At 62.7% G+C, this 24,977-nt stretch carries 21 protein-coding genes and 2 tRNA genes; 14 read left to right on the top strand and 9 right to left on the bottom strand.

Annotated features, from left to right (window positions below):
* Positions 1 to 64 precede the first annotated feature (64 nt).
* Positions 65 to 1,111 (bottom strand): NAD(P)-dependent alcohol dehydrogenase, encoded by a 1,047-nt coding sequence (locus P0M12_RS23965; protein ID WP_277376930.1) that lies wholly within the window; start codon positions 1,109 to 1,111, stop codon positions 65 to 67.
* A 126-nt stretch (positions 1,112 to 1,237) separates the two neighbouring features.
* The gene (locus P0M12_RS23970; RefSeq protein ID WP_277376931.1) at positions 1,238 to 2,368 is read right to left on the bottom strand and encodes a PQQ-dependent sugar dehydrogenase; all 1,131 of its coding nucleotides are present in this window, start codon (positions 2,366 to 2,368) and stop codon (positions 1,238 to 1,240) included.
* A 90-nt stretch (positions 2,369 to 2,458) separates the two neighbouring features.
* On the opposite strand from P0M12_RS23970, the gene P0M12_RS23975 reads away from it, so the two are divergent.
* Complete coding sequence (locus P0M12_RS23975; RefSeq protein ID WP_003944742.1) at positions 2,459 to 3,286, top strand: DoxX family protein; 828 nt, start codon at positions 2,459 to 2,461, stop codon at positions 3,284 to 3,286.
* Between the two features lie 68 nt (positions 3,287 to 3,354).
* Here P0M12_RS23975 and P0M12_RS23980 read toward each other — a convergent pair whose 3' ends face one another.
* The 3 genes from P0M12_RS23980 to P0M12_RS23990 form a co-directional block, all read right to left on the bottom strand.
* Complete coding sequence (locus P0M12_RS23980; RefSeq protein WP_003944693.1) at positions 3,355 to 4,890, bottom strand: amino acid permease; 1,536 nt, start codon at positions 4,888 to 4,890, stop codon at positions 3,355 to 3,357.
* 768 nt (positions 4,891 to 5,658) lie between these two features.
* Entirely contained in the window at positions 5,659 to 7,500 is a 1,842-nt protein-coding gene (gene ilvD / locus P0M12_RS23985; protein WP_003944755.1) for a dihydroxy-acid dehydratase, read from the bottom strand.
* Positions 7,501 to 7,572: 72 nt separating this feature from the next.
* Positions 7,573 to 8,094 carry a PH domain-containing protein gene (locus P0M12_RS23990; RefSeq protein WP_083057532.1) on the bottom strand — a complete coding sequence of 174 codons (522 nt, stop codon included), beginning with the start codon at positions 8,092 to 8,094 and terminating at the stop codon, positions 7,573 to 7,575.
* A 266-nt stretch (positions 8,095 to 8,360) separates the two neighbouring features.
* On the opposite strand from P0M12_RS23990, the gene P0M12_RS23995 reads away from it, so the two are divergent.
* The 10 genes from P0M12_RS23995 to P0M12_RS24040 all read left to right on the top strand — a co-directional run bounded on the left by P0M12_RS23995 (position 8,361) and on the right by P0M12_RS24040 (position 19,142).
* Complete coding sequence (locus P0M12_RS23995) at positions 8,361 to 10,301, top strand: acetolactate synthase large subunit (RefSeq protein WP_030535411.1); 1,941 nt, start codon at positions 8,361 to 8,363, stop codon at positions 10,299 to 10,301.
* Positions 10,298 to 10,801, top strand: a complete 504-nt coding sequence (gene ilvN / locus P0M12_RS24000) for an acetolactate synthase small subunit (RefSeq protein WP_003944718.1) — start codon at positions 10,298 to 10,300, stop codon at positions 10,799 to 10,801. The genes P0M12_RS23995 and ilvN overlap by 4 nt, the downstream gene beginning before the upstream one ends.
* A 53-nt stretch (positions 10,802 to 10,854) precedes the next feature.
* On the top strand, positions 10,855 to 11,856 hold the full coding sequence (gene ilvC, locus P0M12_RS24005) for a ketol-acid reductoisomerase (RefSeq protein WP_030535412.1): 1,002 nt from the start codon (positions 10,855 to 10,857) through the stop codon (positions 11,854 to 11,856).
* 250 nt (positions 11,857 to 12,106) lie between these two features.
* Positions 12,107 to 13,699, top strand: a complete 1,593-nt coding sequence (gene serA / locus P0M12_RS24010) for a phosphoglycerate dehydrogenase (protein WP_003944758.1) — start codon at positions 12,107 to 12,109, stop codon at positions 13,697 to 13,699.
* A gap of 74 nt (positions 13,700 to 13,773) precedes the next feature.
* Positions 13,774 to 14,787 (top strand): 3-isopropylmalate dehydrogenase, encoded by a 1,014-nt coding sequence (locus tag P0M12_RS24015; RefSeq protein WP_003944691.1) that lies wholly within the window; start codon positions 13,774 to 13,776, stop codon positions 14,785 to 14,787.
* Positions 14,788 to 14,871: 84 nt separating this feature from the next.
* Complete coding sequence (locus P0M12_RS24020; RefSeq protein WP_003944722.1) at positions 14,872 to 15,645, top strand: fumarylacetoacetate hydrolase family protein; 774 nt, start codon at positions 14,872 to 14,874, stop codon at positions 15,643 to 15,645.
* A gap of 390 nt (positions 15,646 to 16,035) precedes the next feature.
* A complete protein-coding gene (locus P0M12_RS24025; RefSeq protein WP_030535413.1) occupies positions 16,036 to 17,196 on the top strand; it encodes an alkane 1-monooxygenase in 1,161 nt (386 codons plus the stop codon).
* A 73-nt stretch (positions 17,197 to 17,269) separates the two neighbouring features.
* Positions 17,270 to 18,745, top strand: coding sequence for a glutamate--tRNA ligase (gene gltX, locus P0M12_RS24030; protein WP_030535414.1), 1,476 nt, complete (start codon positions 17,270 to 17,272; stop codon positions 18,743 to 18,745).
* 156 nt (positions 18,746 to 18,901) lie between these two features.
* Positions 18,902 to 18,973: transfer RNA gene (locus P0M12_RS24035), tRNA-Gln, on the top strand.
* 96 nt (positions 18,974 to 19,069) lie between these two features.
* Positions 19,070 to 19,142: transfer RNA gene (locus tag P0M12_RS24040), tRNA-Glu, on the top strand.
* A gap of 139 nt (positions 19,143 to 19,281) precedes the next feature.
* On the opposite strand, the gene P0M12_RS24045 is transcribed toward P0M12_RS24040, so the two are convergent.
* The 3 genes from P0M12_RS24045 to P0M12_RS24055 form a co-directional block, all read right to left on the bottom strand.
* On the bottom strand, positions 19,282 to 19,479 hold the full coding sequence (locus P0M12_RS24045) for a DUF5302 domain-containing protein (RefSeq protein WP_030535415.1): 198 nt from the start codon (positions 19,477 to 19,479) through the stop codon (positions 19,282 to 19,284).
* A gap of 83 nt (positions 19,480 to 19,562) precedes the next feature.
* Positions 19,563 to 20,066, bottom strand: a complete 504-nt coding sequence (locus tag P0M12_RS24050) for a PPOX class F420-dependent oxidoreductase (protein ID WP_003944740.1) — start codon at positions 20,064 to 20,066, stop codon at positions 19,563 to 19,565.
* 55 nt (positions 20,067 to 20,121) lie between these two features.
* Complete coding sequence (locus P0M12_RS24055) at positions 20,122 to 20,823, bottom strand: IclR family transcriptional regulator (protein ID WP_007729342.1); 702 nt, start codon at positions 20,821 to 20,823, stop codon at positions 20,122 to 20,124.
* A gap of 158 nt (positions 20,824 to 20,981) precedes the next feature.
* On the opposite strand from P0M12_RS24055, the gene leuC reads away from it, so the two are divergent.
* The 3 genes from leuC to P0M12_RS24070 all read left to right on the top strand — a co-directional run bounded on the left by leuC (position 20,982) and on the right by P0M12_RS24070 (position 23,884).
* The gene (gene leuC / locus P0M12_RS24060; protein ID WP_030535416.1) at positions 20,982 to 22,403 is read left to right on the top strand and encodes a 3-isopropylmalate dehydratase large subunit; all 1,422 of its coding nucleotides are present in this window, start codon (positions 20,982 to 20,984) and stop codon (positions 22,401 to 22,403) included.
* A gap of 28 nt (positions 22,404 to 22,431) precedes the next feature.
* Positions 22,432 to 23,040 carry a 3-isopropylmalate dehydratase small subunit gene (gene leuD, locus P0M12_RS24065; protein ID WP_003944724.1) on the top strand — a complete coding sequence of 203 codons (609 nt, stop codon included), beginning with the start codon at positions 22,432 to 22,434 and terminating at the stop codon, positions 23,038 to 23,040.
* A 157-nt stretch (positions 23,041 to 23,197) separates the two neighbouring features.
* Positions 23,198 to 23,884, top strand: a complete 687-nt coding sequence (locus P0M12_RS24070) for an HU family DNA-binding protein (RefSeq protein ID WP_047271271.1) — start codon at positions 23,198 to 23,200, stop codon at positions 23,882 to 23,884.
* Between the two features lie 166 nt (positions 23,885 to 24,050).
* Here P0M12_RS24070 and P0M12_RS24075 read toward each other — a convergent pair whose 3' ends face one another.
* Positions 24,051 to 24,977 (bottom strand): NUDIX hydrolase, encoded by a 927-nt coding sequence (locus tag P0M12_RS24075; RefSeq protein ID WP_030535418.1) that lies wholly within the window; start codon positions 24,975 to 24,977, stop codon positions 24,051 to 24,053.

Genomic DNA, 24,977 nt, shown 5'->3' on the forward strand with positions numbered 1-24,977 from the left:
TGCCCGGCCGAATCGAATTCGGCCGGGCATCAGTGTTTTTCGCTGTCGTTTTGCCGCTGTCGGTCTACAGACCAGGGACCACAACCGCGCGGCCGCTGAGCGTTCCGGCGGCCAGTCGTCGATACGCTTCGGCGCCGTTGTCGAGACTGAAGGTCTCCACCGCGATGTCGAAGATGCCGGCGTGCGCCAGGTCGATCAATTCGATCAGCTCGTTGCGGGCACCCCAGTACGGAACTGTCACAGAAGCCTCGTAAGGACTTTGGAAGAACCCGACTTTGGCATGGGCCTGCCCGTCGCCGATCCCGACGATCGTGACGTCCGATCCGACGCCGGCGACAGCCATCGCGGCGTCGATGGTGGGCTGATAGCCGACGAAGTCGAGAACCAGTGCGGCGCCCTGACTTCCGGTGATCCTGCGGACGTTCTCGGCCGCGTCCTTGTCGGACAGAACCACTTCGTGAGCGCCTACCTTGGTTGCCAGTTCGAGCTTGTCCGCGCTCACGTCGAGTGCGATGACGGTTGCTGCCGAGAGGTGGCGGAGGAGTTGGATGGCGACATGGCCGAGACCGCCGGTACCGATGACGACGGCGTACGAGCCACCGCGAAGTTTCGGCAGTGAACGCTTGATCGCGTGATACGGAGTCAGACCGGCGTCGGTCAGCGGCACCGTCTTGACCGGATCGAGGTCGCCGATCGGGACGAGGTGGCGAGGTGAATCGACGATCATGAATTCGGCCAACGCGCCGGGTGCACCGAGACCAGGAGGATTGATGCCGAGTTCTTTTGCTCGAGAACAGTAGTTTTCGAGTCCTTGCGAGCAGTGCCAACAGCTGCCACAGCCCCAGGGTCCGTAGACGACGACATTGGTTCCGATGTCGAGCCCTTCGACGCCCTCGCCGACGGCGGCGACCCGGCCGGCGCCCTCGTGGCCGAGCGTGAGAGGAAGGCCGTAGGTGTACTGCTCTTCGGGCAGGCTCATGATGAAGTCGTCCGAGTGGCAGACGCCGGCAGCGGTGACTTCCAGGAGCACTTCACCTGGACCGGGCTCGGGTTTGGGAATCTCCGTGAGTTCGGGTTCTGCGCCGATTCTCGTGTACTGGATTGCCTTCATACCGACTCCTTTGTCGTGGTTGGCCAACCGGTCCTGGCAAATGCGTGGTGTTTAGCCCCGCTAACAAAAGAGTACGCATCTGTGCATGTTCGGTCACGGGATCCGTGACCGAACAGACATGGCGGCTCAGTCGATCCCGCCGCTGCCACTCGGCATCGGGATCTTGACCACCTTGTCGTCGTTCGGACCCGGCTCGCCCGCGGTTTTGTTTATCGTGCTCGCCCACATCAAACCGTCGGATCCGAGTGCCAAACCGCCCAGCTGGCCGTACGTGTCTTTCGCCACTGCCGACGGCGCGGTCGTGACGGCACCTGTTCCTGGATCTGCGGCCAGCGCCGAGATCGCTTTGCCGGCCCCCAGCGCGACAGCTACCACTCCCTGCGCCGCGATGCACCCGCCGACTCCGGGTCGGTCGGGCCACGTCCACGCGGGGGATGTCACCGTGCCGTCGGCGCCGACGCGTTGGAGGCGATCCTCGAGAGTGGTTCGGTCCGTGACCCACGTCGCGATTCCCGGATCGACGCACACGCCGCCGCCGTTTCCGATTCCGGACAGAACAACTTCCGGGCGAGGCGGCGCAGCGTTGGGTGTCAGCGATCGGACCCGCAAGAGTTTCCCCGCCAACGAGGCGGTATCCTGAGCAACCGCAGGGTTTCCGGTATCGCCTGTCAGAACCATGAGCTGGTCCGGGGCCGCGAACTCCAGTGACCCGCCGTTGCCGCTCGCGCCGCGCGGGATTCCACCGAGTACTTCCTTGGCGGTGTCACCCGGAGCGATGCGGACAACCCGGTTGTCCGTTCCGGTGGTGACGTAGGCATAGATCAAGTTGTCTTCGACAAACGTGGGGGAGAGTGCGATGTCGAGCAGGCCGCCGTCACCGCTGCCGTCGACGTCGATCTTGGCTACCTCGACCGGTGTCGTGTTGGGAGCTACCTGCATGATCCGGCCGGTCCGCCGTTCGGCGACCAGTCCGGAGTTCCCGTCCGGGAGTGTGACGAGCCCACCCGTGGTGTCGAGACAGGTTGCGATCACGGCGGTGTCGGCATCCTGACACGGTCCGAGGGGGCCGGTCCGCGGCGCCGGCGGCGTGGTCGACGGCGGCGGGTTCTCCGGCTGCACTTCCGCGCTGGCCTGGTTGGTCGGTTCGGGTGTGAACGGCGAGGCAGTCGATTCGTCGAAGTCGGCGCAACCTGCGAGCAACGATGTCCCGAGCACCAGCGCCAGTGCGCCCAGCGCTGCATGCCTACCCGTAGTCATGCCCAAGACGTTACGTAATGCACGGCAGATGCCGCCACGCCGGACCAAGGTTCCCCGTCGAGTTCGTGAATCGGTCATAGGCTCACCTACGTGACTGACGAGCGAAAAGATCCCAGCGAGTTGTCGGATGCGGACAAGCCGACGGGCAATGTGTCCAGTCCGTATGATTCGCCCACCGAACAATTTCCGACGGTGAGCGCCAAGAATCCGTTGCCGCGGACCGACGACGATCTCGATTTCGGTTCCACGAACGCCAACTCCCTGACCGAACAGATACCGACATACCGAGCACCTGGCGCGGATCAGCCGACCGTGGCTCTCGAGCGTGAGACGGCGTACGACGCTCCGATCGCCGCCGTTCCCACCGCCGAAGCCGTGGCAGGTACAACTGAGTCTCCGCGGGGCCGAGGCACTCTCGACCTCGGGTTGCTTGCACTGCGATTGGCCGTCGGTGGAACTGCGTTGGTGCACGGTCTGCAGAAGTTGACCGGTATCTGGAACGGGCCGGGGCTGAACGGGTTCGAGTCGATGCTGGCGGACGCCGGGTTCCAGCAGGCGAAGTGGATGGCGATACTCGGCGCCGTCGGTGAAGTCGCAGGTGGCGCCCTCCTGATCCTCGGGTTGCTGACTCCCGTTGCGGCAGCGTCGGTTCTGGCGGTGATGATCAATGCGTGGGCGCTGCGTCAGGCGAGCGCACCCGGCCTGGAGTACTTCGCCCCGGCCGGGACCGAGTACGAGATGCTGCTCGGAATCTGTGCGGGCGTCATCATTTTGACGGGACCAGGTCGTATTGCGCTCGACGGTCGTCGTGGCTGGGCAACTCGTCCGTTTATCGGATCGCTCGTGGTTTTGATCCTCGGTATCGCTGCCGGCGTCTGCACCTGGATCTTCCTGAACGGTGCCAATCCGCTCATCTGAAACTCGCGCCGTCGAACAAACGAACCGCCGCTCTCCGAATCGGAGAGCGGCGGTTCGTTTGTGAAGGATCAGTCCTTGACGAGTACCGGGTCGGCGTTCGCGGACGGGATGGCCGTTCCGTCCTTGAGCTTGCGACCGAGGACCGACTTGCGGTGACCGTAGGCGAAGTACACGAGCACACCGATGGCCATCCAGACGAGGAACCGGATCCAGGTCTCGACCGAGAGGTTGAGCATCAGCCAACCGCAGGCGAGCACGGCGACGATCGGAACGAACGGCACCAGCGGGACGCGGAATCCGCGCGGCAGGTCGGGGCGGGTGCGGCGAAGGACGATGACACCGACACAAACCAGGACGAAGGCGAACAGCGTTCCGATGTTGACCATCTCTTCGAGCGTGCCCATGGGGAAGAACGCTGCCAGGACGGCAACGATGCCACCGACGATCAACGTGATGCGCATCGGGATGCCCTTGGCGTTGGTCTTGGCCAGGCTGCGCGGCATGAGGCCGTCACGGGACATGGCGAAGAGGACGCGGGTCTGGCCGAGCATCATGACCATGACAACTGTCGTGAGGCCGGCCAGGCCACCGAAGTTGATGGCGGTTTGTGCCCAACCGATTCCGTTGGCCTCGAATGCGGTTGCGAGGGTGGCGCTGGAATCGCCGACCAACGGACTGCCGTCCTTGAGTTCGGTGTACTTGACCATGCCGGTCAGTACGAGCGTGACGGCAACGTAGAGAACCGTGACGATGGCGAGCGAGCCGAAGATTCCTCGCGGCAACGACTTCTGCGGGTTCTTGGTTTCCTCGGCGGTGGTGGCGACGACGTCGAAACCGATGAAGGCAAAGAACACGAGGCTGGCTGCGGCGAGCAATCCGTAAGCGCCGTAGCTGCTTCCGCCTGCGCCGGTCAGCCAGGAGAACAAGGTCTGATGGATTCCGCTTGCAGAACTCTCGGTTCCTTCGGACGGCGGGATGAAGGGGGAGTAGTTCTCCTTCTTGATGTAGAACGCGCCCACGACGATGACGAGCAGGACTACTGCGATCTTGATCGCGGTGATGATTGCGGAGACTCGCGAGGAAACCTTGGTGCCGATCGCGAGGATCAGCGTGATCGCGCCGATGATGAGCAGAGCGCCCCAGTCGAAGCTGATCGAACCGATGTGGGCGGTGGTGCTTCCGCTGGCCCCGATGACGTTGCCGAGGTACAGCGACCAGCCCTTGCCGACGACGGCGGAGGCGAGAGCGAACTCGAGAATGAGGTCCCAGCCGATGATCCAGGCGGCGAACTCCCCGAACGTGGCGTAGGAGAACGTGTATGCGCTGCCTGCGACGGGGACGGTGGAGGCGAACTCCGCGTAACACAGCGCGGCGAGGCCACAGGCGATGGCAGCGAGAACGAATGCCAGTGAAATGGAGGGTCCTGCGACATTGCCTGCGGTTCGAGCAGTCAGCGTGAAGATGCCTGCGCCGATGACGACGGCGACTCCGAATACCGTGAGGTCCTTCGCGGTCAGTTCCTTCTTGAGCTTTGTCTCAGGCTCGTCGGTGTCCGCGATCGATTGCTCGACGGATTTGGTGCGCCATATGCCGACTCCGGGCATGTATTGCTCCTTGGTTGTTTCCCGTCGACCTTGTGGGTGACGGGCGGTGGCTGACTGTCGTCGTTGTGATGTGCGTCTCAGCGACCTGATGAGGGAACCACTGGTGAGCGCCGTGTGCAAGTCAGCTCGCTCGAACTGACCGAAATGATCACCTGACTGAAAGTCATCCCCCCTCATGTATCTGAATTGATCAGCTGGTGTCTGAAACCCTACGTCCAAGTGAATTCGCTCACGAGCCGGACGCGCGATTCGGTCTGAAATGTCTGATAGCTCATATCGTCCCGTTGGTGCTCCGCGTGTCGCCCGACTATTCGGTACCTGTCGGTCGGTCTTGCTGTCGATGAGTTGCACTGTCGCTGTGCCGGCACGTCCCATTTCACCCGTATCGGGGCGACAGGCGAGAGGACCACCGCGTACCTGGATCCGGTCGAGCGTCCATCACGCGTCGTGGCAGAGTGTGTCGGCGACGGGATGATCGGATTGGGTTGTGGTTCAAGCTCATACAACACCGGAGGAAGTATGGCGTGTTCGGACGCAGTCGGTCCCGCGTTCTTCTCCGAGGTGAAATGAACCCGACTCTGTCGACCCTCTGTCGTGGCCCGTTGGCGAGCATTCTCGTGGAGCTGAGTTGGTTGCCGCACGTGCGGCTGCCCGAAAACCTTGTGTGACTGTCACATCGGCTACGGGCGTCTCGAGCCGCACGAGCGCTGACAGAAAAAATCCCCGGCCGAAAAAGTGGCCGGGGATTTTTTCGATTCGTGGCAGAACTTACGGAACGTAGCGAACCGCGCCCTTGTCGGCGGACGTCGCCAGAGCGGCGTAGGCGCGCAGTGCTGTCGTCACGGTGCGCTGACGATCGACCGGCTGCCACGGGCGCTCCGAGGCCTCCATCTTCGCGCGTCGCTCGGTGAGGACGTCGTCGTCGACCAGGATCTCGAGCGTGCGCGAGGCGACGTCGATGCGAACCTGATCGCCGTTCTGGACGAGACCGATGATTCCGCCTGCGGCAGCCTCGGGGGAGATGTGACCGATGGACAGCCCGGAAGTTCCGCCCGAGAAACGACCGTCGGTGATCAGCGCGCATTCCTTACCGAGGCCTGCGCCCTTGAGGAAGGCAGTGGGGTGCAGCATTTCCTGCATGCCGGGGCCACCCTTGGGGCCTTCGTAGCGCACGACGAGAACGTCGCCGGCCTTGATCTTCTTCTGCAAGATGACCGAGACGGCTTCTTCTTGGGATTCGACGACGAGCGCCGGGCCCTGGAAGGAGAACAGTTCCTCGTCGATGCCGGCCGTTTTGAGTATTGCGCCGTCGAGTGCGATGTTGCCACGCAGGACAACCAAGCCGCCTTCGACGGTGTAGGCGTTCTCGACGTCGCGGATACAGCCGCCGGCCGCATCGGTGTCGAGGGCAGACCAACGGTTGTCCGTGGAGAACGGTTCGATGGTGCGCACGCCGCCGGGAGCCGCGTGGAAGAGTTCGATTGCCTCGTCGGTTGCCTTGCCGGAGCGGATGTCCCAGTCGTCGAGCCACTGGTCGAAGCTCTTGGTGTGCACGGTGGACACGTCGGTTTCGAGGAGTCCGCCGCGGCGAAGCTCACCGAGCAGGGCGGGGATTCCGCCGGCGCGGTGGACGTCTTCCATGTGGTAGTCCGAGTTGGGAGAGACCTTGGACAGGCACGGAACCTTTCGGCTGATCGCGTCGATGGTGTCGAGGTCGAAGTCGACCTCGCCTTCCTGCGCCGCAGCCAGCGTGTGCAGGACGGTGTTGGTGGAACCGCCCATGGCGACGTCGAGAGCCATCGCGTTGCGGAACGCTGCCGGGGTCGCGATGTTGCGTGGCAGCACCGACTCGTCGCCGTCGCGGTAGTACTTGAGGGCAGCCTCGACCACGGTGGTGCCCGCACGAGAGAAGAGTGCGTGACGAGCCTTGTGAGTTGCCAGCGTGGAGCCGTTGCCCGGCAATGCGAGGCCGAGGGCCTCCGTCAGGCAGTTCATGGAATTGGCGGTGAACATTCCGGAGCAGGACCCGCATGTCGGGCACGCGCTGCGCTCGACCTCGTCGAGGCCCTCGTCGGACACGGCATCGTTGGCAGAGGCGGAGATCGCGGTGATGAGGTCGGTGGGGGCTTGGGCCACGCCGCCGACGACCACTGCCTTACCGGCCTCCATCGGACCACCGGAGACGAAGACGGTCGGGATGTTCAGGCGCATCGCAGCGTTGAGCATGCCGGGAGTGATCTTGTCGCAGTTGGAGATACACACCAGTGCGTCGGCTGTGTGGGCGTTTGCCATGTACTCGACCGAGTCGGCGATGATCTCGCGGCTCGGGAGCGAGTAGAGCATTCCGCCGTGGCCCATTGCGATGCCGTCGTCGACTGCGATGGTGTGGAACTCACGAGCGACGCCGCCGGCCGCACTGATGGCCTCGGCAACGATCTCGCCCACGTTCTTGAGATGCACGTGGCCGGGTACGAACTGGGTGTACGAGTTCGCTACGGCGACGATCGGCTTTCCGAAGTCGGAATCCGTCATTCCTGTGGCGCGCCACAGGGATCGGGCGCCGGCAGCATTACGTCCGATGGTGGTGGTGCGTGACCTCAACGGGGGCATGGGCGTGTTCCTTATGTGATCGTTGCTGGTCCACTCAAATAGAAGCGAGGGCCTTTCAACGCTACTCGCGTGTTACGGGCGCTTCTCTTCGGGCTGGTCCTGTGTGTTCTCGGCGACCTCGGATTCTGCGTCTGCTTCTGCAGCTGCTTCTTCCTCTTCGGCTTCCTTGGCGGCGAAGGCTTCTGCGGCGGATGCGTAGGGATCGGTGATGCGGCCGCCGCTGGCGATCGCGATCTCGGGAAGCCTGACGAAGCTGACCGCAGGCAGGGTCACCTCGGTTCCGTCGGTGAGTTCCGCGCGCGCCCAACTCCGCTTCGGGAAGCGGAAACCCTTGACGTCGTCCCAGGCGAGGGTGCGCTTGGAGAACGTCGAGCGGACCTCGAGGCCGTCAGGGCTGACGGTGGTGCGCAGTCGCGCGACGAGATAGACGGCGATGATCGGAAGGATCAGCAACCAGCTGAAGGCGACGGGCCACCCGAAGATCGGGAAGCTGACCGCGAACAGAAGGAACGCGCACGCCATGTAAGCGAGCTGCGAAATGCGGATGACGTGCCGAAGTGGTTTCGGCGTGTGGGATGATTGAGCCGGTGGCACGGGCTGCTGCGAAGTTGACACCTCTACATCTTCGCATTGCAGCCGATGTATCTCAGATTCTGGGACGGTCGACTCACCAAGTTTGCCGTTCGCGACTAGCGCCTCTACTGTCGAGTGCGTGAAACAGAATGAGTTGCTCGTAATCGGCCGGCGCGTCGTCGCCTGAGTCGATTTTTCAACTCACCAGATAACGACGCGCCACCCTCGCTCAGCAGATGCTGACGGGGGTTTTTTGTTGCCCGGAGCCAGAATCAGAGGATTTCCCAGTGAGCGCACCAACAGCACGGCCTCAACCCACGCCGCGCAAGTCAGGGACACCGAGCCCGACAACCGCGGCTGCCGCAACCCAGACGGCCAACCGTCGCCAGCTCCCGCCTGAGCGGGTAACCGGCGCGCAGTCTGTGGTTCGAGCCCTCGAAGAGCTCGAGGTCGACACGGTATTCGGCATTCCCGGCGGTGCCGTGCTCCCGGTTTACGACCCACTCTTCGATTCGGTCAAGGTCCGCCACGTGCTCGTGCGCCACGAGCAGGGTGCAGGCCACGCTGCCACCGGTTACGCCCAGGCGACCGGCAAGGTCGGCGTCTGCATGGCCACCTCGGGTCCCGGTGCGACCAACCTGGTCACGCCGCTGGCCGACGCGCAGATGGACTCCGTTCCGATCGTGGCGATCACCGGACAGGTGGCGCGCTCGCTGATCGGTACCGACGGCTTCCAGGAAGCCGACATCTCAGGCATCACGATGCCGGTCACCAAGCACAACTTCCTGATCACCGACGCGATCGACATCCCGCGCATCATGGCCGAGGCCTTCTACCTCGCGGCCAGCGGTCGCCCCGGCGCCGTCCTGGTCGATATCCCCAAGGACATCCTGCAGTCGCAGACCACGTTCTCGTGGCCGCCGGAGATGCGTCTGCCGGGCTACCGCCCGGTGACCAAGCCGCACGGCAAGCAGGTTCGTGAAGCTGCACGTCTGATCGCCGACGCCAAGTCGCCGGTTCTGTACGTCGGTGGCGGCGTCATCAAGTCCGACTCCTCGCCGGAGCTGCTCGAATTGGCCGAGCTGACCGGTATCCCCGTCGTCACCACGCTGATGGCCCGCGGCGCGTTCCCGGACAGTCACGACCTCAACTGCGGTATGCCGGGAATGCACGGCACCGTTGCCGCAGTCGCCGCTCTGCAGCGTAGCGATCTACTGATCACCCTCGGTGCGCGTTTCGACGACCGCGTCACCGGTCAGTTGAATTCCTTCGCGCCCGACGCCAAGGTCATCCATGCCGACATCGACCCGGCCGAGATCGGCAAGAACCGCTACGCGGACGTCCCGATCGTGGGCGACTGCAAAGAGGTCATCACCGAACTCATCGAGGCGATCCGTGCCGACATGGCCACGGGCACCACGTTCGACCTCACCGAGTGGTGGGCGTACCTGAACGACATCCGTCGTACGTACCCGCTGAGCTACGACCGTCCCACCGACGGTCAGCTGAGCCCGGAGTACGTGATCCAGACCGTCGGCAAGCTCGCCGGACCGGATGCCATCTACTGCGCCGGCGTCGGTCAGCACCAGATGTGGGCCGCGCAGTTCGTCGGCTACGAGAAGCCGCGCACGTGGCTCAACTCGGGCGGGCTCGGCACCATGGGGTACGCGGTTCCCGCAGCCATGGGCGCCAAGATGGGTATGCCCGACACCGAGGTGTGGGCGATCGACGGCGACGGCTGCTTCCAGATGACCAATCAGGAACTCGCAACCTGCGCACTCGAAGGTATTCCGATCAAGGTTGCACTCATCAACAACGGCAACCTCGGCATGGTGCGCCAGTGGCAGACACTCTTCTATGAAGAGCGCTACTCCAACACCAACCTCGGAACGCACGGCGCCATCCGCATCCCGGACTTCGTGAAGCTCGCAGAAGCATTGGGCTGCCACGGAATTCGTGTCGAGCGTGAAGAAGATGTCGAAGCTGCGATCCGTGAGGCGCAGTCCATCAACGACAAGCCTGTCGTGATCGACTTCATCGTCACCGCCGACGCACAGGTGTGGCCGATGGTCGCTGCCGGAACGAGCAACGACGAAATCATGGCGGCCCGGGGCATCCGGCCGCTGTTCGACGACGACGAGGCAGTTGCCGAGCCCGCCGTCATCCACGAAGCCATGTCACGCGAGCAAGCCGGACCCGCCGCGGGCACAGGGGAGGATCAGAAGTGAGCACCAGTCACACCCTCAGTGTTCTCGTCGAGGACAAGCCAGGCGTGCTGGCTCGCGTCTCCGCACTTTTCTCCCGCCGCGGATTCAACATCGAATCCCTTGCGGTGGGCGGAACCGAGATCCCCGAGATCTCACGTATGACCATCGTCGTCACGGTCGACGAGTTCCCTCTCGAGCAGGTGACGAAGCAGCTCAACAAGCTGATCAACGTCATCAAGATCGTCGAGCAGGACGGTGAAGCATCCGTCGCTCGCGAGCTCGTGCTCATCAAGGTGCGCGCTGATGCAAGCGTGCGCACGCAGGTCATCGAAACGGTGAACCTGTTCCGCGCCAAGGTGATCGACGTCTCTCCGGAGTCCGTCACCATCGAGGCGACCGGTACTCGGTCCAAGCTGGATGCACTGCTGCGGATGCTTGATCCGTACGGTATCCGGGAGATCGTTCAGTCCGGGGTCGTGGCAGTCGGTCGAGGGCCGAAGTCGATCACGGCCACCCGCTAGTACTTTTAGACACGTAAAAATCCAAGGAGAGGTTGAGAACTGTGGCAGTCGAGATGTTCTACGACGACGATGCCGATCTGTCGATCATTCAGGGCCGCAAGGTTGCTGTGATCGGCTACGGAAGCCAGGGCCACGCCCATTCGCTGAGCCTGCGTGACTCGGGCGTCGATGTGCGCATCGGCCTCAAGGAAGGCTCGAAGTCGCGTGAGAAGGCTGAAGAGCAGGGGCTGACGGTCGGTACGCCGGCCGAGGTTTCCGAGTGGGCCGACGTCATCATGGTGCTCGCACCTGACACCGCTCAGGCGAGCATTTTCACCAATGACATCGAGCCGAACCTCAAGGACGGCGACGCGCTGTTCTTCGGTCACGGCCTGAACATTCACTTCGACCTGATCAAGGCTCCGGAGTTCGTCACCGTCGGCATGGTCGCCCCCAAGGGCCCCGGCCACCTGGTGCGTCGTCAGTTCGTCGACGGCAAGGGCGTTCCCGCGCTCATCGCCATCGACCAGGATCCCAAGGGTGAAGGACAGGCTCTCGCTCTGTCCTACGCCAAGGGCATCGGCGGAACCCGCGCAGGCGTCATCAAGACCACGTTCAAGGAAGAGACCGAGACGGACCTCTTCGGCGAGCAGGCCGTGCTCTGCGGCGGCACCGAGGAACTGGTCAAGACCGGTTTCGAGGTCATGGTCGAGGCCGGCTACGCACCCGAGATGGCGTACTTCGAGGTTCTGCACGAGCTCAAGCTCATCGTCGACCTCATGTACGAGGGTGGCATCGCCCGCATGAACTACTCGGTGTCCGACACCGCTGAGTTCGGTGGATACCTCTCCGGCCCGCGCGTCATCGACGCCGACACCAAGGAGCGCATGAAGGCGATCCTGGCCGACATCCAGTCCGGCGAGTTCACCCGTCGTCTGGTTGCCAACGTCGAGAACGGCAACACCGAGCTCGAGGGCCTGCGCAAGGCCAACGCCGAGCACCCCATCGAGGTCACCGGCAAGAAGCTGCGCGACCTGATGAGCTGGGTCGATCGTCCGATCACCGAAACCGCGTAATTCGCAGTTTCACGCTCCACGTCTCCACTGGCCTGATGCCGCGCCGGTTCAATTACGTTGAACCAGCGCGGCATTGGGCCGGAGTCGTTTTCCGGGTCGTCTGAGTCCGGATTCATATTCCATCGAGAATTTGCCCGCGAATGTGTCCACTATGTGGTATTGCCTACCGCGTTGTGGATTCCAAGTGAGCGCGCACTAAACTATCGGTGGTTAAACCACCTTCACACCCACCTAATCAGGGAGTTTGCACGTGAGCCAGCCTGGCCGTCCCGTTGTTCTGATCGCCGACAAGCTCGCGCCGTCCACAGTCGAGGCGCTCGGTGACGGTGTGGAGGTGCGTTGGGTCGACGGACCCGACCGCCCGGCGCTGCTCGCCGCGGTACCCGAGGCCGACGCGATTCTCGTCCGTTCCGCCACCACCGTCGACGCCGAGGTTCTGGCTGCCGGCACCAAGCTGAAGATCATCGGCCGCGCCGGTGTCGGCCTGGACAACGTCGAGATCCCCGCAGCCACCGAGCGCGGCGTGATGGTCGTCAACGCACCGACCTCCAACATTCACTCCGCTGCCGAGCACGCTGTCGCGCTCCTCATGTCGACCGCTCGCCAGATTCCCGCAGCAGACAAGACTCTGCGTGAGAACACCTGGAAGCGAAGCAAGTTCAACGGTGTCGAGATCCTCGGCAAGACCGTCGGTGTCGTCGGACTCGGCCGCATCGGCCAGCTCTTCGCGCAGCGTCTCGCTGCGTTCGAGACCACGATCATCGCGTACGACCCCTACCTGCCCGCAGCGCGCGCAGCGCAGCTCGGCATCGAACTGGTCACCATCGACGAGCTCGTCGAGCGTGCCGACTTCATCTCCGTGCACCTGCCCAAGACCAAGGAAACGGCCGGCCTGATCAACGCCGAGCGCCTCGCCAAGGCCAAGGACGGCGTCATCATCGTCAACGCCGCTCGCGGTGGTCTGATCGACGAAGATGCGCTCTACGACGCACTCGTCTCCGGCAAGGTCCGAGGCGCCGGTCTCGACGTGTTCAGCACCGAGCCGTGCACCGATTCCAAGCTTTTCGAGCTCGACAACGTCGTTGTCACCCCGCACCTCGGAGCATCGACGTCCGAGGCTCAGGACCGCGCAGGCATCGACGTGGCCAAGAGTGTTCTCCTCGCTCTGGCAGGCGAATTCGTTCCCGAGGCTGTCAACGTCTCCGGCGGCCCCGTGGGCGAAGAAGTTGCTCCGTGGCTCGAGCTCGTCCGCAAGCTCGGTCTCCTCGCTGCGACGTTGTCGCCCGAAGCTGTGCAGACCGTGCAGGTTGTCGCCACCGGCGAGCTGTCTGCCGAAACCGTCGACATCCTCGGCCTGGCTGCACTGCGCGGCGTGTTCTCCGCCAGCAGCGATGAGGCCGTCACGTTCGTCAACGCTCCGGCACTGGCCGAGCAGCGCGGCGTGACCGTGTCGGTCGAGAAGCACTCGGAGGCTCTTGCTCACCGCAGCGCGGTCGAGGTGCGTGCAGTTGCCGCGGACGGCACGGTCACGTCGGTCACGGGCGCACTCACCGGTCTGCAGCAGGTCGAGAAGATCGTCAACATCAACGGACGCAGCTTCGACCTGCGCGCCGAGGGCCACAACATCGTCGTTCACTACAGCGATCGCCCGGGCGTTCTCGGTGTCCTCGGCACCGTCCTCGGAAACGCGGGCGTCGACATCCTCGCAGCAGCACTGAGCCAGGATGCCGAAGGCGAAGGCGCAACTGTCATCTTGCGCGTCGATCGCGTCGTCGGTGACGCCGAGGTCGAGGCAATCGTCTCGCAGCTCGACGCTCGCGTCGCCCAGGTCGACCTTTCCTGATTGTTTTTGCTGTGCGCCTTTATCAACCGCCCGCGGTTGATAAAGGCGCACAGTTCTACTGAGATGAGGACTCCATGAAGCTTGCGGTCATTCCGGGTGACGGAATCGGCGTCGAGGTCACTGCCGAGGCGCTCAAGGTGCTCGGCAAGTTGGTTCCGGATCTGGAAACCACCGAATACGATCTCGGTGCCCGTCGCTACAACGCCACCGGCGAGTTGCTCCCGGCGGACGAGCTGGACCAGATTCGTCAGCACGACGCAATTCTGTTGGGCGCCATCGGTGATCCGCGGATCGTCGCACCCGGCATCCTCGAGCGTGGTCTGCTGCTGAACATGCGCTTCCAGCTCGATCATCACGTGAATCTTCGCCCCGCACAGCTGTATCCGGGTGCGCTGTCGCCGTTGGCGGCCCAGCCGGAGATCGACTTCGTCGTGGTTCGTGAAGGCACCGAGGGTCCGTACACCGGAAACGGTGGAGCGATCCGCGTCGGCACCGATCACGAGATCGCAACCGAGGTGTCGATCAATACCTGGTTCGGTGCCGAGCGCGTGGTGCGTTACGCATTTGCCTTGGCGCAGACCCGGTCCAAGCACCTCACCTTGATTCACAAGACCAACGTGCTCTCCAACGCGGGCGCAATCTGGACGCGTGCAATCGAGACCGTCGGTGCCGAGTTCCCGGACGTCGAAACCGCGTACTGCCACATCGACGCGGCCACGATCTACATGGTCACCGACCCGTCGCGCTTCGACGTGATCGTCACGGACAACCTCTTCGGTGACATCATCACCGACCTCGCCGGCGCCGTAACCGGTGGCATCGGTTTGGCCGCAAGCGGAAACATCGATGCCTCGGGTACCAACCCGTCGATGTTCGAGCCCGTTCACGGCAGTGCTCCGGACATCGCCGGCAAGGGAATCGCTGATCCCACCGCCGCGATCCTCTCGGCCGCACTGCTTCTTCGCCATCTCGGACGCGAGGACGACGCCGCTCGGGTCGAGGCTGTGGTCGCTGCCGACCTGGCTACCCGCGGCGAAGGTCCCATCTCCACAACGGAGATCGGCGACCGGATCACTGCAGCGCTGTAAGGAATTCTTTCACGAGACTGACGCGCGTAAGCCTTTCGGCTTGCGCGCGTCAGTCGTTTCCGGCACCCCGATAGACTGGCCGGCATGCGTCTTGGTCGAATTGCCAGTCCCGATGGTGTTGCGTTCGTCAGTATCGAAGGTGAAGAGGATGCCCTCGTCGCCAAGGAAATTGCGGAGCACCCGTTCGGGAACCCCACATTTACCGGCCGAAGTTGGCCGCTCGCCGATGTTCGTCTGCTGGCTCCGATTCTCGCCAGCAAGGTGATCTGCATCGGCAAGAATTATGCAGATCACATCGCGGAGATGGGCGGAGAGGCTCCCGCGGACCCCGTGATCTTCCTCAAGCCAAACACGTCCATAGTTGGCCCGGGTGCCCCGATCGTCTTGCCTCCCACCTCGAACGAGGTGCACTTCGAGGGTGAACTCGCGGTCGTCATCGGTCAACCGTGCAAGGACGTTCCGGCGGCGAAGGCGTTGAGCGTGGTCCTCGGTTACACGATCGCCAACGACGTGTCGGCGCGAGATCATCAGCGTCACGACGGGCAGTGGACGCGCGCGAAGGGCCACGACACTTTCTGCCCACTCGGCCCCTGGATCGAAACCAGTCTGGATGCGTCCGACGTCGATATCAAGACCGAGGTGAACGGCCAGGTCAAGCAGGACAGCAGCACGGCTTTTCTCCTCCACGACATTCCGAAGATCATCGAGTGGATCTCGGCGGTGATGACTCTCTTGCCTGGCGACGTCATCCTCACCGGCACCCCCGCCGGAGTAGGCCCGATCGTCGACGGCGATTCCGTGTCGGTCACGGTCTCGGGGATCGGCACGCTCACGAACCCGGTGACCGCCAAGAGCTGATCTGACCCGGTTCGTTCAGTCACGCGACTAAGGAGGCCCCATCCAACCGGATGGGGCCTCCGTCGTGGTGTGAGGTTGAGAGGTGCCTGTCGCAGAAAAGTTGCAAGATGGTAACTATCGCCAGTGGATTGATCGGGATTGCCAACCGACTCGAAGAAATCAGGCTCCGGGACTGACCTGCGGGTTTCATGACCCAGGCGAAGCTTCGCCTCTGATCCTCCTGGCGTTATGTCGGATTTGGCCAGGTTGGGAGAGTTCGCCATACGGTTTGCTGTCGCGACCCGTAACAGACCAAATTCCCTGAAATGTAACGCTGAGCAGTAGGGTGACCGATAACTGGATAGAAGCCGATGGGGCAATCGAGTGGATTGCGCAGAAACGTGGTGATACATGACGACCTTCGCGGAAGCCTCCCGGACAGCGGCAGGGCAAGCGCGGAACGGGCAGCGGCCGGTGTGGCGAGACAAGAAGCGCTACCTGTGGCCACTGGGTTTGCTGGTTCCTCTCAGCCCGTTCGCTGCGTGGTTCCTGGTCGACAAATTCAGTCTCGGGCTCTTCTGGGCCATCGGGGCGTGGCTGATCGTCATCGTCATTCCCCTGATCGATCTCCTGGCGGGCGAGGACGGTAACAGCCCACCGGACGAAGCGATCCCTGAATTGCAAGAGGATCGTTTCTACCGCTGGTGCACGTACTTGTTCCTGCCCCTCCAATACGTCGGGCTGGTGTTCGTCGCGTGGTGTTGGGTGAACGCGCCGATGGCGGCGGGGGAGAAGTTCGCGCTCGCGATGACTGCCGGCGTGGTTGCCGGTGTGGGGATCAACGCGGCGCATGAATTGGGGCACAAGAGTGAGAAGCTCGAGAAGTGGCTCGCGAAAGTAGCGCTCGCGCAGTCCTTCTACGGCCATTTCTACGTCGAACACAACCATGGTCATCACGTCCGCGTCGCGACGCCGGAGGATCCGGCCAGCTCGCGGTACAAGGAAAACTTCTGGTTCTTCTTGCCTCGCAGCGTCATCGGCGGCCTGCGCTCGGGATGGCGGATCGAAAGCGCTCGTCTGAGGCGTCAGGGGAGACGGACGTGGAGTTACCGCAACAACATCCTGAACGCGTGGGCGATGAGTGTGGTTCTGTTCGGCAGTCTGATCGCCGCGTTCGGCTGGGAAATTGCGCCGTGGCTCGCCGTTCAGGCAATTGCAGGCTTCACGTTCCTCGAGACCGCCAACTATCTCGAGCACTACGGCTTGCTACGTGCGAAGCGGCCTGACGGCTCGTACGTCCGGTGCTCGCCCGAGGACAGCTGGAACAGCGACCACGTCGTCAGCAATCTGTTCCTCTATCAACTTCAGCGTCACAGCGACCATCACGCGAATCCGCGTCTGCGGTACCAGAGCCTGCGAAGTGCGGCCGAAGCGCCGCAACTTCCAGCGGGTTACGCAGTCATGATCGTCTGCGCGTGGGTGCCGCCGCTGTGGCGAAAGGTCATGGACAAGCGACTGCTGGCCTACTACGACGGCGACATGACACGCATCAACGTCCTGCCGGGTAAGTGATCGGCCGGATGGAGGAAGGGCTGCCGGACTAACCTGTAGTACGACCATCCATCATCGCCGAGCCAAGTGAGCCATGACCAACAGCGAAGTACGCGTCCGTTTCTGTCCGTCACCCACCGGAACCCCGCACGTGGGTTTGGTGCGCACCGCCTTGTTCAACTGGGCATTCGCACGACACCACGGCGGCACATTCGTGTTCCGTATCGAAGACACCGATGCGCAGCGCGACAGTGAAGAGTCCTACCAGGCCATCCTCGACGCCCTCCGCTGGTTGGGGCTCAATTGGGACGAAGGCCCGGAGGTCGGTGGGCCGCACGCACCGTATCGCCAGTCCGAGCGTCGTGACCTGCATCTCGACGTTGTTGCCAAGTTGCTGGCCGCGGGCGAGGCCTACGAGTCCTACTCGACCAACGAGGAGGTCGAAGCGCGACACAAGGCGGCCGGACGCGATCCGAAGCTCGGATACGACAACTTCGATCGCGAGCTCAGCGACGAGCAGCGCGCTGCCTACATCGCCGAGGGGCGCAAGCCCGTCGTCCGCCTCCGGATGCCCGATCACGATCTGACCTGGAACGACCTGGTGCGGGGCGAGACCACGTTCAAGGCAGGCACCGTTCCGGACTTCGCGCTGACTCGCGGCAACGGCATTCCGCTGTACACGTTGGTCAACCCGGTCGACGACGCGTTGATGAAGATCACCCATGTACTGCGCGGCGAAGATCTGCTGTCCTCGACTCCGCGTCAGCTCGCGTTGTACGAGGCATTGATTCGTATCGGTGTCGCCGATTTCACACCGTCGTTCGGGCACTTGCCTTTCGTGATGGGTCAGGGCAACAAGAAGCTTTCCAAGCGCGATCCCGAGTCCAACCTCTTCATCCACCGCGATCGGGGCTTCATTCCCGAGGGATTGCTGAACTACTTGGCTCTGCTCGGGTGGAGCATCGCCGACGATCACGACGTCTTCTCGCTCGACGAGATGGTTGCGGCCTTCGACGTCTCCAAGGTCAACTCCAATCCTGCCCGCTTCGACCAGAAGAAGGCCGACGCGATCAATGCCGAGCACATTCGTCTGCTCGAGCCGGCCGACTTCGCCGGTCGTCTGAAGTCGTTCCTGGTGGAGCACGGACATATCGGCGCCGACGTCGACGAAGCGACGTTCACTGTTGCGGCGGACCTCGTGCAGACGCGCATCGTCGTCCTGTCCGACGCGTGGGATCTGCTGAAATTCCTGTTCGTCGACGAGGCGTCGTTTGCTCTCGATCCGGCCGCGGCGGCAAAGAACCTGAAGGAAGATGCCGGTCCGGTTCTGGACGCGTCTCTTGCGGCGCTCGATGCCATCTCAGAGTGGTCGGCGGCCAGTATCGAGGAAGCACTCAAGAAGGCCCTCATCGAGGATCTGGAGCTCAAACCGCGTAAGGCCTACGCTCCGGTTCGGGTCGCGATCACGGGCTCTCACATCAGCCCTCCGCTGTACGAGTCGATGGAATTGCTCGGTCGTGAGGTCTCGCTCGCTCGGTTGCGGGCCGGTCGGGCAGCGGTAACCGCCTAGATCGGACGGTCTTCCGGCCGAAAACGAAGCAAAAACCTCCTGTGACCATACGATTTGGTATTTGGGGCAGGGGTACTGGTAATCTTCTTTTCGGCCGGAGACGAGCCGCCGAGCACAACAGCGAAGCGGATCGAGCAAGGCTGGTGAGAAAGACCTTGGGGTATGGTGTAATTGGCAACACAGCGGTTTCTGGTACCGCCATTCTAGGTTCGAGTCCTGGTACCCCAGCGGAAATCCGGTCGATTTTGTGGCCGGACTCAGACAAGCTAAGCTTGCTGAGCATCCAAGAGCAAGACTGAAATACCACGTTTAAAAGCGTGTCCTGGCCCCGTCGTCTAGCGGCCTAGGACGCCGCCCTCTCAAGGCGGTAGCGCGGGTTCGAATCCCGTCGGGGCTACAAAGAAAAGACCCTCCGATCATTGATCGGGGGGTCTTTTCGTATGTGCGGGAAATGTTTCCGGCGATGCGAAAAACGATCACCCCCAGTCGAATTCGACTGGGGGTGATCGTCATCTCACTCTGTTGTCCGCGATCGGTTATCCGCTCTTACGGCGGAACTCTCGCTTGTGATCGGCGGGGCCATGCGTGTTGTGGACCTTGGACTGTCCGTCGCGATGGTCGGTCGATTTGGCGTTCTGATGATTCTTCCGTTCGAGGGCCTCACGGAACTTTCGTTTGGTTTCCTCCGATTGGGATTCGGGTGCGGACGGGGTGTTGCTGTCGAGATCGCTCATATGCTCACTCCTTGTTGTTGGGCCTGTTGGTGAAACTACGCCGGCCCGAATTCGATTGCTCGTGATTTTTCCGCTCACGAATCTCAGGGCTGCGGCGGCGGTGCGGTAGAGCCGGAAAGAGGCATCGCAGGCATCCCGAGCTTGCGGTGATCCCACGAACGAGTTCGATCGGGAACGAACCGTACCGCGACGCGCTTGTGGAGCATCGCGTCGACGGCCGGGCGGAGATCGTCGGTGTACGGGCCCGTGTACCGCTCCCAGACGCTGATTCCCACAGCGAAGAGGGCTTCCGGATCTTCGACGATGACCCCGGTACCCTCCATCGAGACTCCTCGGAGCGTGTCGTACGTCTGACCGTCTTCGATCAGGACGGACATTCGGGCGTCCCGGCGAAGATTGACGGCCTTCTGCGACTTGGCTTTGGTCTCGAACCAGATTTCGCCGTCGACTATCGCGAACCACATCGCGATCAGGTGAGGCATTCCGTCGGCGCTCAACGTCGCCATCGTTGCCGTACGGCTCTTTTCGACGAAGCTCGAGATTTCGGCCTCGGTCATCGTGATCTGACTACGCTGCTTTCCTGCCATGGTCGCGTCGTACTCCTACGTGCTCGAGGATCTGAAGGCCTTACTGTGTCACGAATTACAGACGCTTGTGGAGCGCTTCGGCAGCTGCGAGAAGGTCCGCCGCCCAGCGGGCTCCCGGTCGTCTACCCATCCGATCGATGGGGCCGGAGACCGAAATCGCGGCAATGACAGCGCCTGCCGAGTCTCGGACGGGAGCCGCGACGCTGGCGACACCGGGCTCACGTTCGGCCGCGCTCTGTGCCCAGCCGCGCCGGCGAACCTCGAGGAGCACTCGTTCGCCGAACGACGCATCGGCGAGGACGGTCCGTTGGGTTTGTGGATCTGCCCATGCGAGAAGGACCTTGGCGCCGGATCCGGCGTTCATCGGCAGTCGGGCTCCGACGAGCACCGTGTCACGCAGGCCGGTCGGTGGTTCCATCGACGCGACGCAGATGCGTTGTGTGCCTTCGCGACGGTACAGCTGGACGCTTTCGCCGGTGATTTCGCGAAGGCGGGGGAGGATGAGTCCGGCCGCAGCAATGAGTGGATCATTAGCGGTGGCAGCGAGTTCGGCGAGTCCGGGCCCTGGGCACCACTGACCGTCCGAGTCGCGAGTGAGGAGTCGATGGACTTCGAGACCGACGGCGAGTCTATGGGCGGTCGCGCGCGGCAAACCGGTTCGTGCACAGAGTTCGGTGAGGCTGCACGGTTCCTCAGCTACTGCATGAAGCACGCCCATTGCTTTGTCCAGGACGCCGATGCCGCTATGCTGTCTCATAGGTCGATACCAGTTTCTCGCATAGTGGGATGCTACCGCATTTCCTGGAGGGATAGCGCATTTCCTCGGGACAGTCTGCATCTGCTGTGAAGGCTGGGGACCTACTTCACGCGCGGCGGGCCAGCCCGTAGTCCGCCGACGCGAGGCTACGTACAGAGGTGGAAGACATGGCACAGAAAGCACGCACTCTCGCCGAGAAGGTGTGGGACTACCACGTTGTCGTGAAAGGGGAGGGGCAGGATCCCGACCTCATCTACATCGATCTCCACCTCGTTCACGAAGTGACGAGCCCCCAGGCATTCGACGGACTTCGCCTGGCGGGACGCCAGTTGCGCCGTCCCGACCTGACGATCGCCACCGAGGACCACAACGTTCCGACGATCGACATCGACAAGCCGATCGCAGATCCTGTGTCCAAGACTCAGGTCGACACCTTGCGCCGAAATTGCGAGGAGTTCGGAGTTCGCTTGCACCGCATGGGCGATCTCGACCAAGGCATCGTGCATGTGGTCGGACCGCAGCTCGGCCTGACGCAGCCCGGAACCACCGTGGTGTGCGGCGACAGTCATACGTCGACGCACGGCGCATTCGGTGCGCTCGCAATGGGAATCGGCACCAGCGAGGTCGAGCATGTGATGGCAACGCAGACATTGTCGTTGCGCCCCTTCAAGACCATGGCGATCACGGTCGACGGCGAGCTGCCTCCCGGCGTCACGAGCAAGGACTTGATCCTGGCAGTCATCGCCAAGATCGGCACCGGCGGCGGCCAGGGCTACGTACTGGAGTACCGCGGCGAGGCCATTCGCAAACTGTCGATGGAAGCTCGTATGACCATCTGCAACATGTCGATCGAGGCCGGAGCCCGCGCGGGCATGATCGCACCGGACGAGACCACTTACGAGTTCATCAAGGGCCGTCCGCATGCACCGTCCGGCGCAGAGTGGGACGAAGCCGTCGCCGCGTGGGAGTTGCTCAAGACCGACGAGGGCGCGGAATTCGACAACGAGGTTCACATCGACGCAAGCGCATTGACGCCTTTCGTCACGTGGGGAACCAATCCGGGACAGGGTGCGCCGCTCGGCGACCGTGTGCCTGATCCCGAACTGATCGTCGACGAGAGCGAGCGTCAGGCAGCCGAGAAGGCGCTCACCTACATGGGTCTCGACGCCGGTATGCCGCTTCGGGATGTTTCTGTCGACACCGTGTTCGTCGGTTCGTGCACCAACGGACGCATCGAAGACCTGCGCGCAGTGGCGGAGGTGCTCGAGGGTCGCCATGTGGCAGAGGGCGTTCGGATGCTCATCGTTCCCGGCTCGATGCGGGTGCGGGCTCAAGCCGAAAGCGAAGGTCTCGGTGAAATCTTCACAGCGGCAGGGGCTGAATGGCGCCAGGCCGGTTGCTCGATGTGCTTGGGAATGAACCCTGACCAGCTTGCTCCCGGCGAGCGTTCGGCATCGACGTCCAACCGGAATTTCGAAGGCCGACAGGGTAAAGGCGGCCGGACTCATCTGGTTTCCCCGCTCGTCGCGGCTGCCACGGCGGTCCGCGGAACGCTCTCGGCACCGGCCGATCTGGTCTGACCCACTTACCATCTCGAGGAGAATTTCGATGGAATCCTTTACCACGCACAAGGGTATCGGCGTCCCGCTGCGACGCTCGAATGTCGATACCGACCAGATCATCCCTGCCGTGTACCTGAAACGGGTGACGCGCACCGGATTCGAGGACGGGCTGTTTGCAGGCTGGCGTACCGACCCCAACTTCATTCTGAATCTGGCTCCGTACGACAAGGGAAGCGTCCTCGTGGCCGGTCCCGATTTCGGCACGGGCTCTTCGCGTGAGCATGCCGTGTGGGCTCTCTCCGACTTCGGATTTCGGGTCGTCATTGCTTCCCGGTTCGCCGACATCTTCCGCGGAAACGCCGGAAAAGCCGGTCTCGTAGCGGCACAGGTCGAGCAGAGCGACGTCGAATTGCTCTGGAAGTTGCTCGAAGAGCAGCCCGGACTGGAATTGACAGTAGATCTCGAGAATCGGACCGTCAGCGCCGGAACTACGGTGGTGCCGTTCAATATTGACGACTACACACGGTGGCGTCTGCTGGAGGGTCTCGACGACATCGGACTGACATTGCGGCAGGTAGACGCGATTTCCGAGTTCGAAAAGTCAAGGCCTTCATGGAAACCGACTACCCTTCCAGCCCGAATTTCGCAGGGCTGAACCGAAATCCGCAACTCCGCGCGGGAAGAGAAATAGGTCACCATTTCGCAGTCACGTTGAATGAGAATTGGCGTGGCACATAGACTCTTGCCGTTATCAGGTTTACCGTGGTTCTCAGTCGGTCCGACGGTGGACCACAATTAGCGGAGGAATTTCAATGAACAAGGCAGAGCTCATCGATGTTCTGACTGAAAAGCTGGGTTCGGACAGGCGCACAGCGACCGACGCAGTGGAGCACGTCGTGGACACCATCGTCCGCGCCGTCCACCGTGGCGAGAGCGTGACCATCACCGGCTTCGGAGTCTTCGAGCAGCGTCGTCGTGCAGCACGTGTTGCACGCAACCCGCGTACGGGCGAGACCGTCAAGGTCAAGCCGACGTCGGTTCCGGCTTTCCGTCCGGGTGCGCAGTTCAAGGCTGTTATCGCTGGTGGACAGAAGCTTCCGGCCACCGGCCCGGCAGTCAAGCGTGGCGTAGCAGCACCGGCCACCAAGGCTGCAGCCAAGAAGGCTGCTGCCAAGAAGACCGCAGCCAAGAAGGCTCCGGCCAAGAAGGCTCCGGCCAAGACCGCAGCCAAGAAGACGGTTGCCGCGAAGGCTCCCGCCAAGAAGGCTCCGGCCAAGACCGCAGCCAAGAAGACGGTTGCCACCAAGGCTCCCGCCAAGAAGGCTCCGGCCAAGACCGCAGCCAAGAAGACGGTTGCCACCAAGGCTCCCGCCAAGAAGGCTCCGGCCAAGACCGCAGCCAAGGCTCCGGCCAAGAAGGCTCCGGCCAAGAAGGCTCCCGCCAAGACCGCAGCCAAGAAGGCTCCGGCCAAGAAGGCTCCGGCCAAGCGCGCAAAGTAGTCGCGTTCGGGTGAAAAACCCGATGCCGTAAGACAAAGAGGTGCAGCCGCGGATCAGATCCGCGGCTGCACCTCTTTGTGCTGTCTGGGAGAAGTGTGAATTCTCCTGTGTTTCAGTGCTTTGCAAAACTACCGAATCGAGCTGAGTGTCGGTTGGTCCAAATCCGTCAGGAGTTGGCGACTTTGGGGAGCGGGCTGTCGAGGTGATCCGCGGCGACGAGACGGCCGTCGAGGAACGAGAGCACCCAAGTGCTCGCCTTACGGTTGCGCGCCGAGGGCAGTGTTATACCGGCCGTATCAGCCCACCAGCGCATCAAATCGGGGATGACGCCTCCTTGGCTGCAGATTACGGGAGTGCCCTCCAGCGCGGCGATCTGCAGCGCACGCGCCCTGGCGGCGTCGGGATCGGCCTCGTAACCTTCTTCGGTCAGAAGAGGTTCCGTCGAAATCTCTACACCCAATGCCTCCGCCAATGGCATCACAGTGTCGATGCAGCGCGTACGGTCAGCCGCGAAAACCGAATCGGCTCCGAAGATTTTCAGCTGTTCGACCAAGGCGGCGGATTGCTCTTTGCCCTTGGCGTCGAGTGGACGCACATTGTCGTCGCCCTTGTATCGCTTACGGCTTCCAGCTTTTGCGTGGCGGACGAGTAATACCGTTTTCGTGTCAGGCCGAAGGAAAACGAAGCGGCGAAGAATCATTCGATCCATCGGGTAGGAAAGATGATCGGCTACCTCGGTGACCGGAAGCCAATAGAGAACATCCACTTCGCTATTCGGCCCGAAATCTCCGTCCACTGCTTCGGCCGACCAGTATTCGACCCGTTTGAGTTTGCGATGTCCCGGGATCGGGTACGTCACGCCACCGAGGTGCCTTCCGAAACGTCCGGTGATCGAGGTCTCTTCGCGGACCTCGCGAACTGCTGCGGTCAAGAAGGTCTCGCCGGGATCGAGCTTTCCTTTGGGGAATGACCAGTCGTCGTACTTCGGTCGATGTACGACGGCGATCTCGATGGCGGAAGGATCCTGAGGAGCCTTCCGCCACAGAACCGCGCCTGCGGCAAAGATGTTGGCTTTGACCGGCTTGTCGCTCAT

It is taken from the genome of Rhodococcus sp. RCBS9 (assembly GCF_029457415.1).
In the GTDB taxonomy this organism is placed as follows: Bacteria; Actinomycetota; Actinomycetes; order Mycobacteriales; family Mycobacteriaceae; genus Rhodococcus_F; species Rhodococcus_F qingshengii.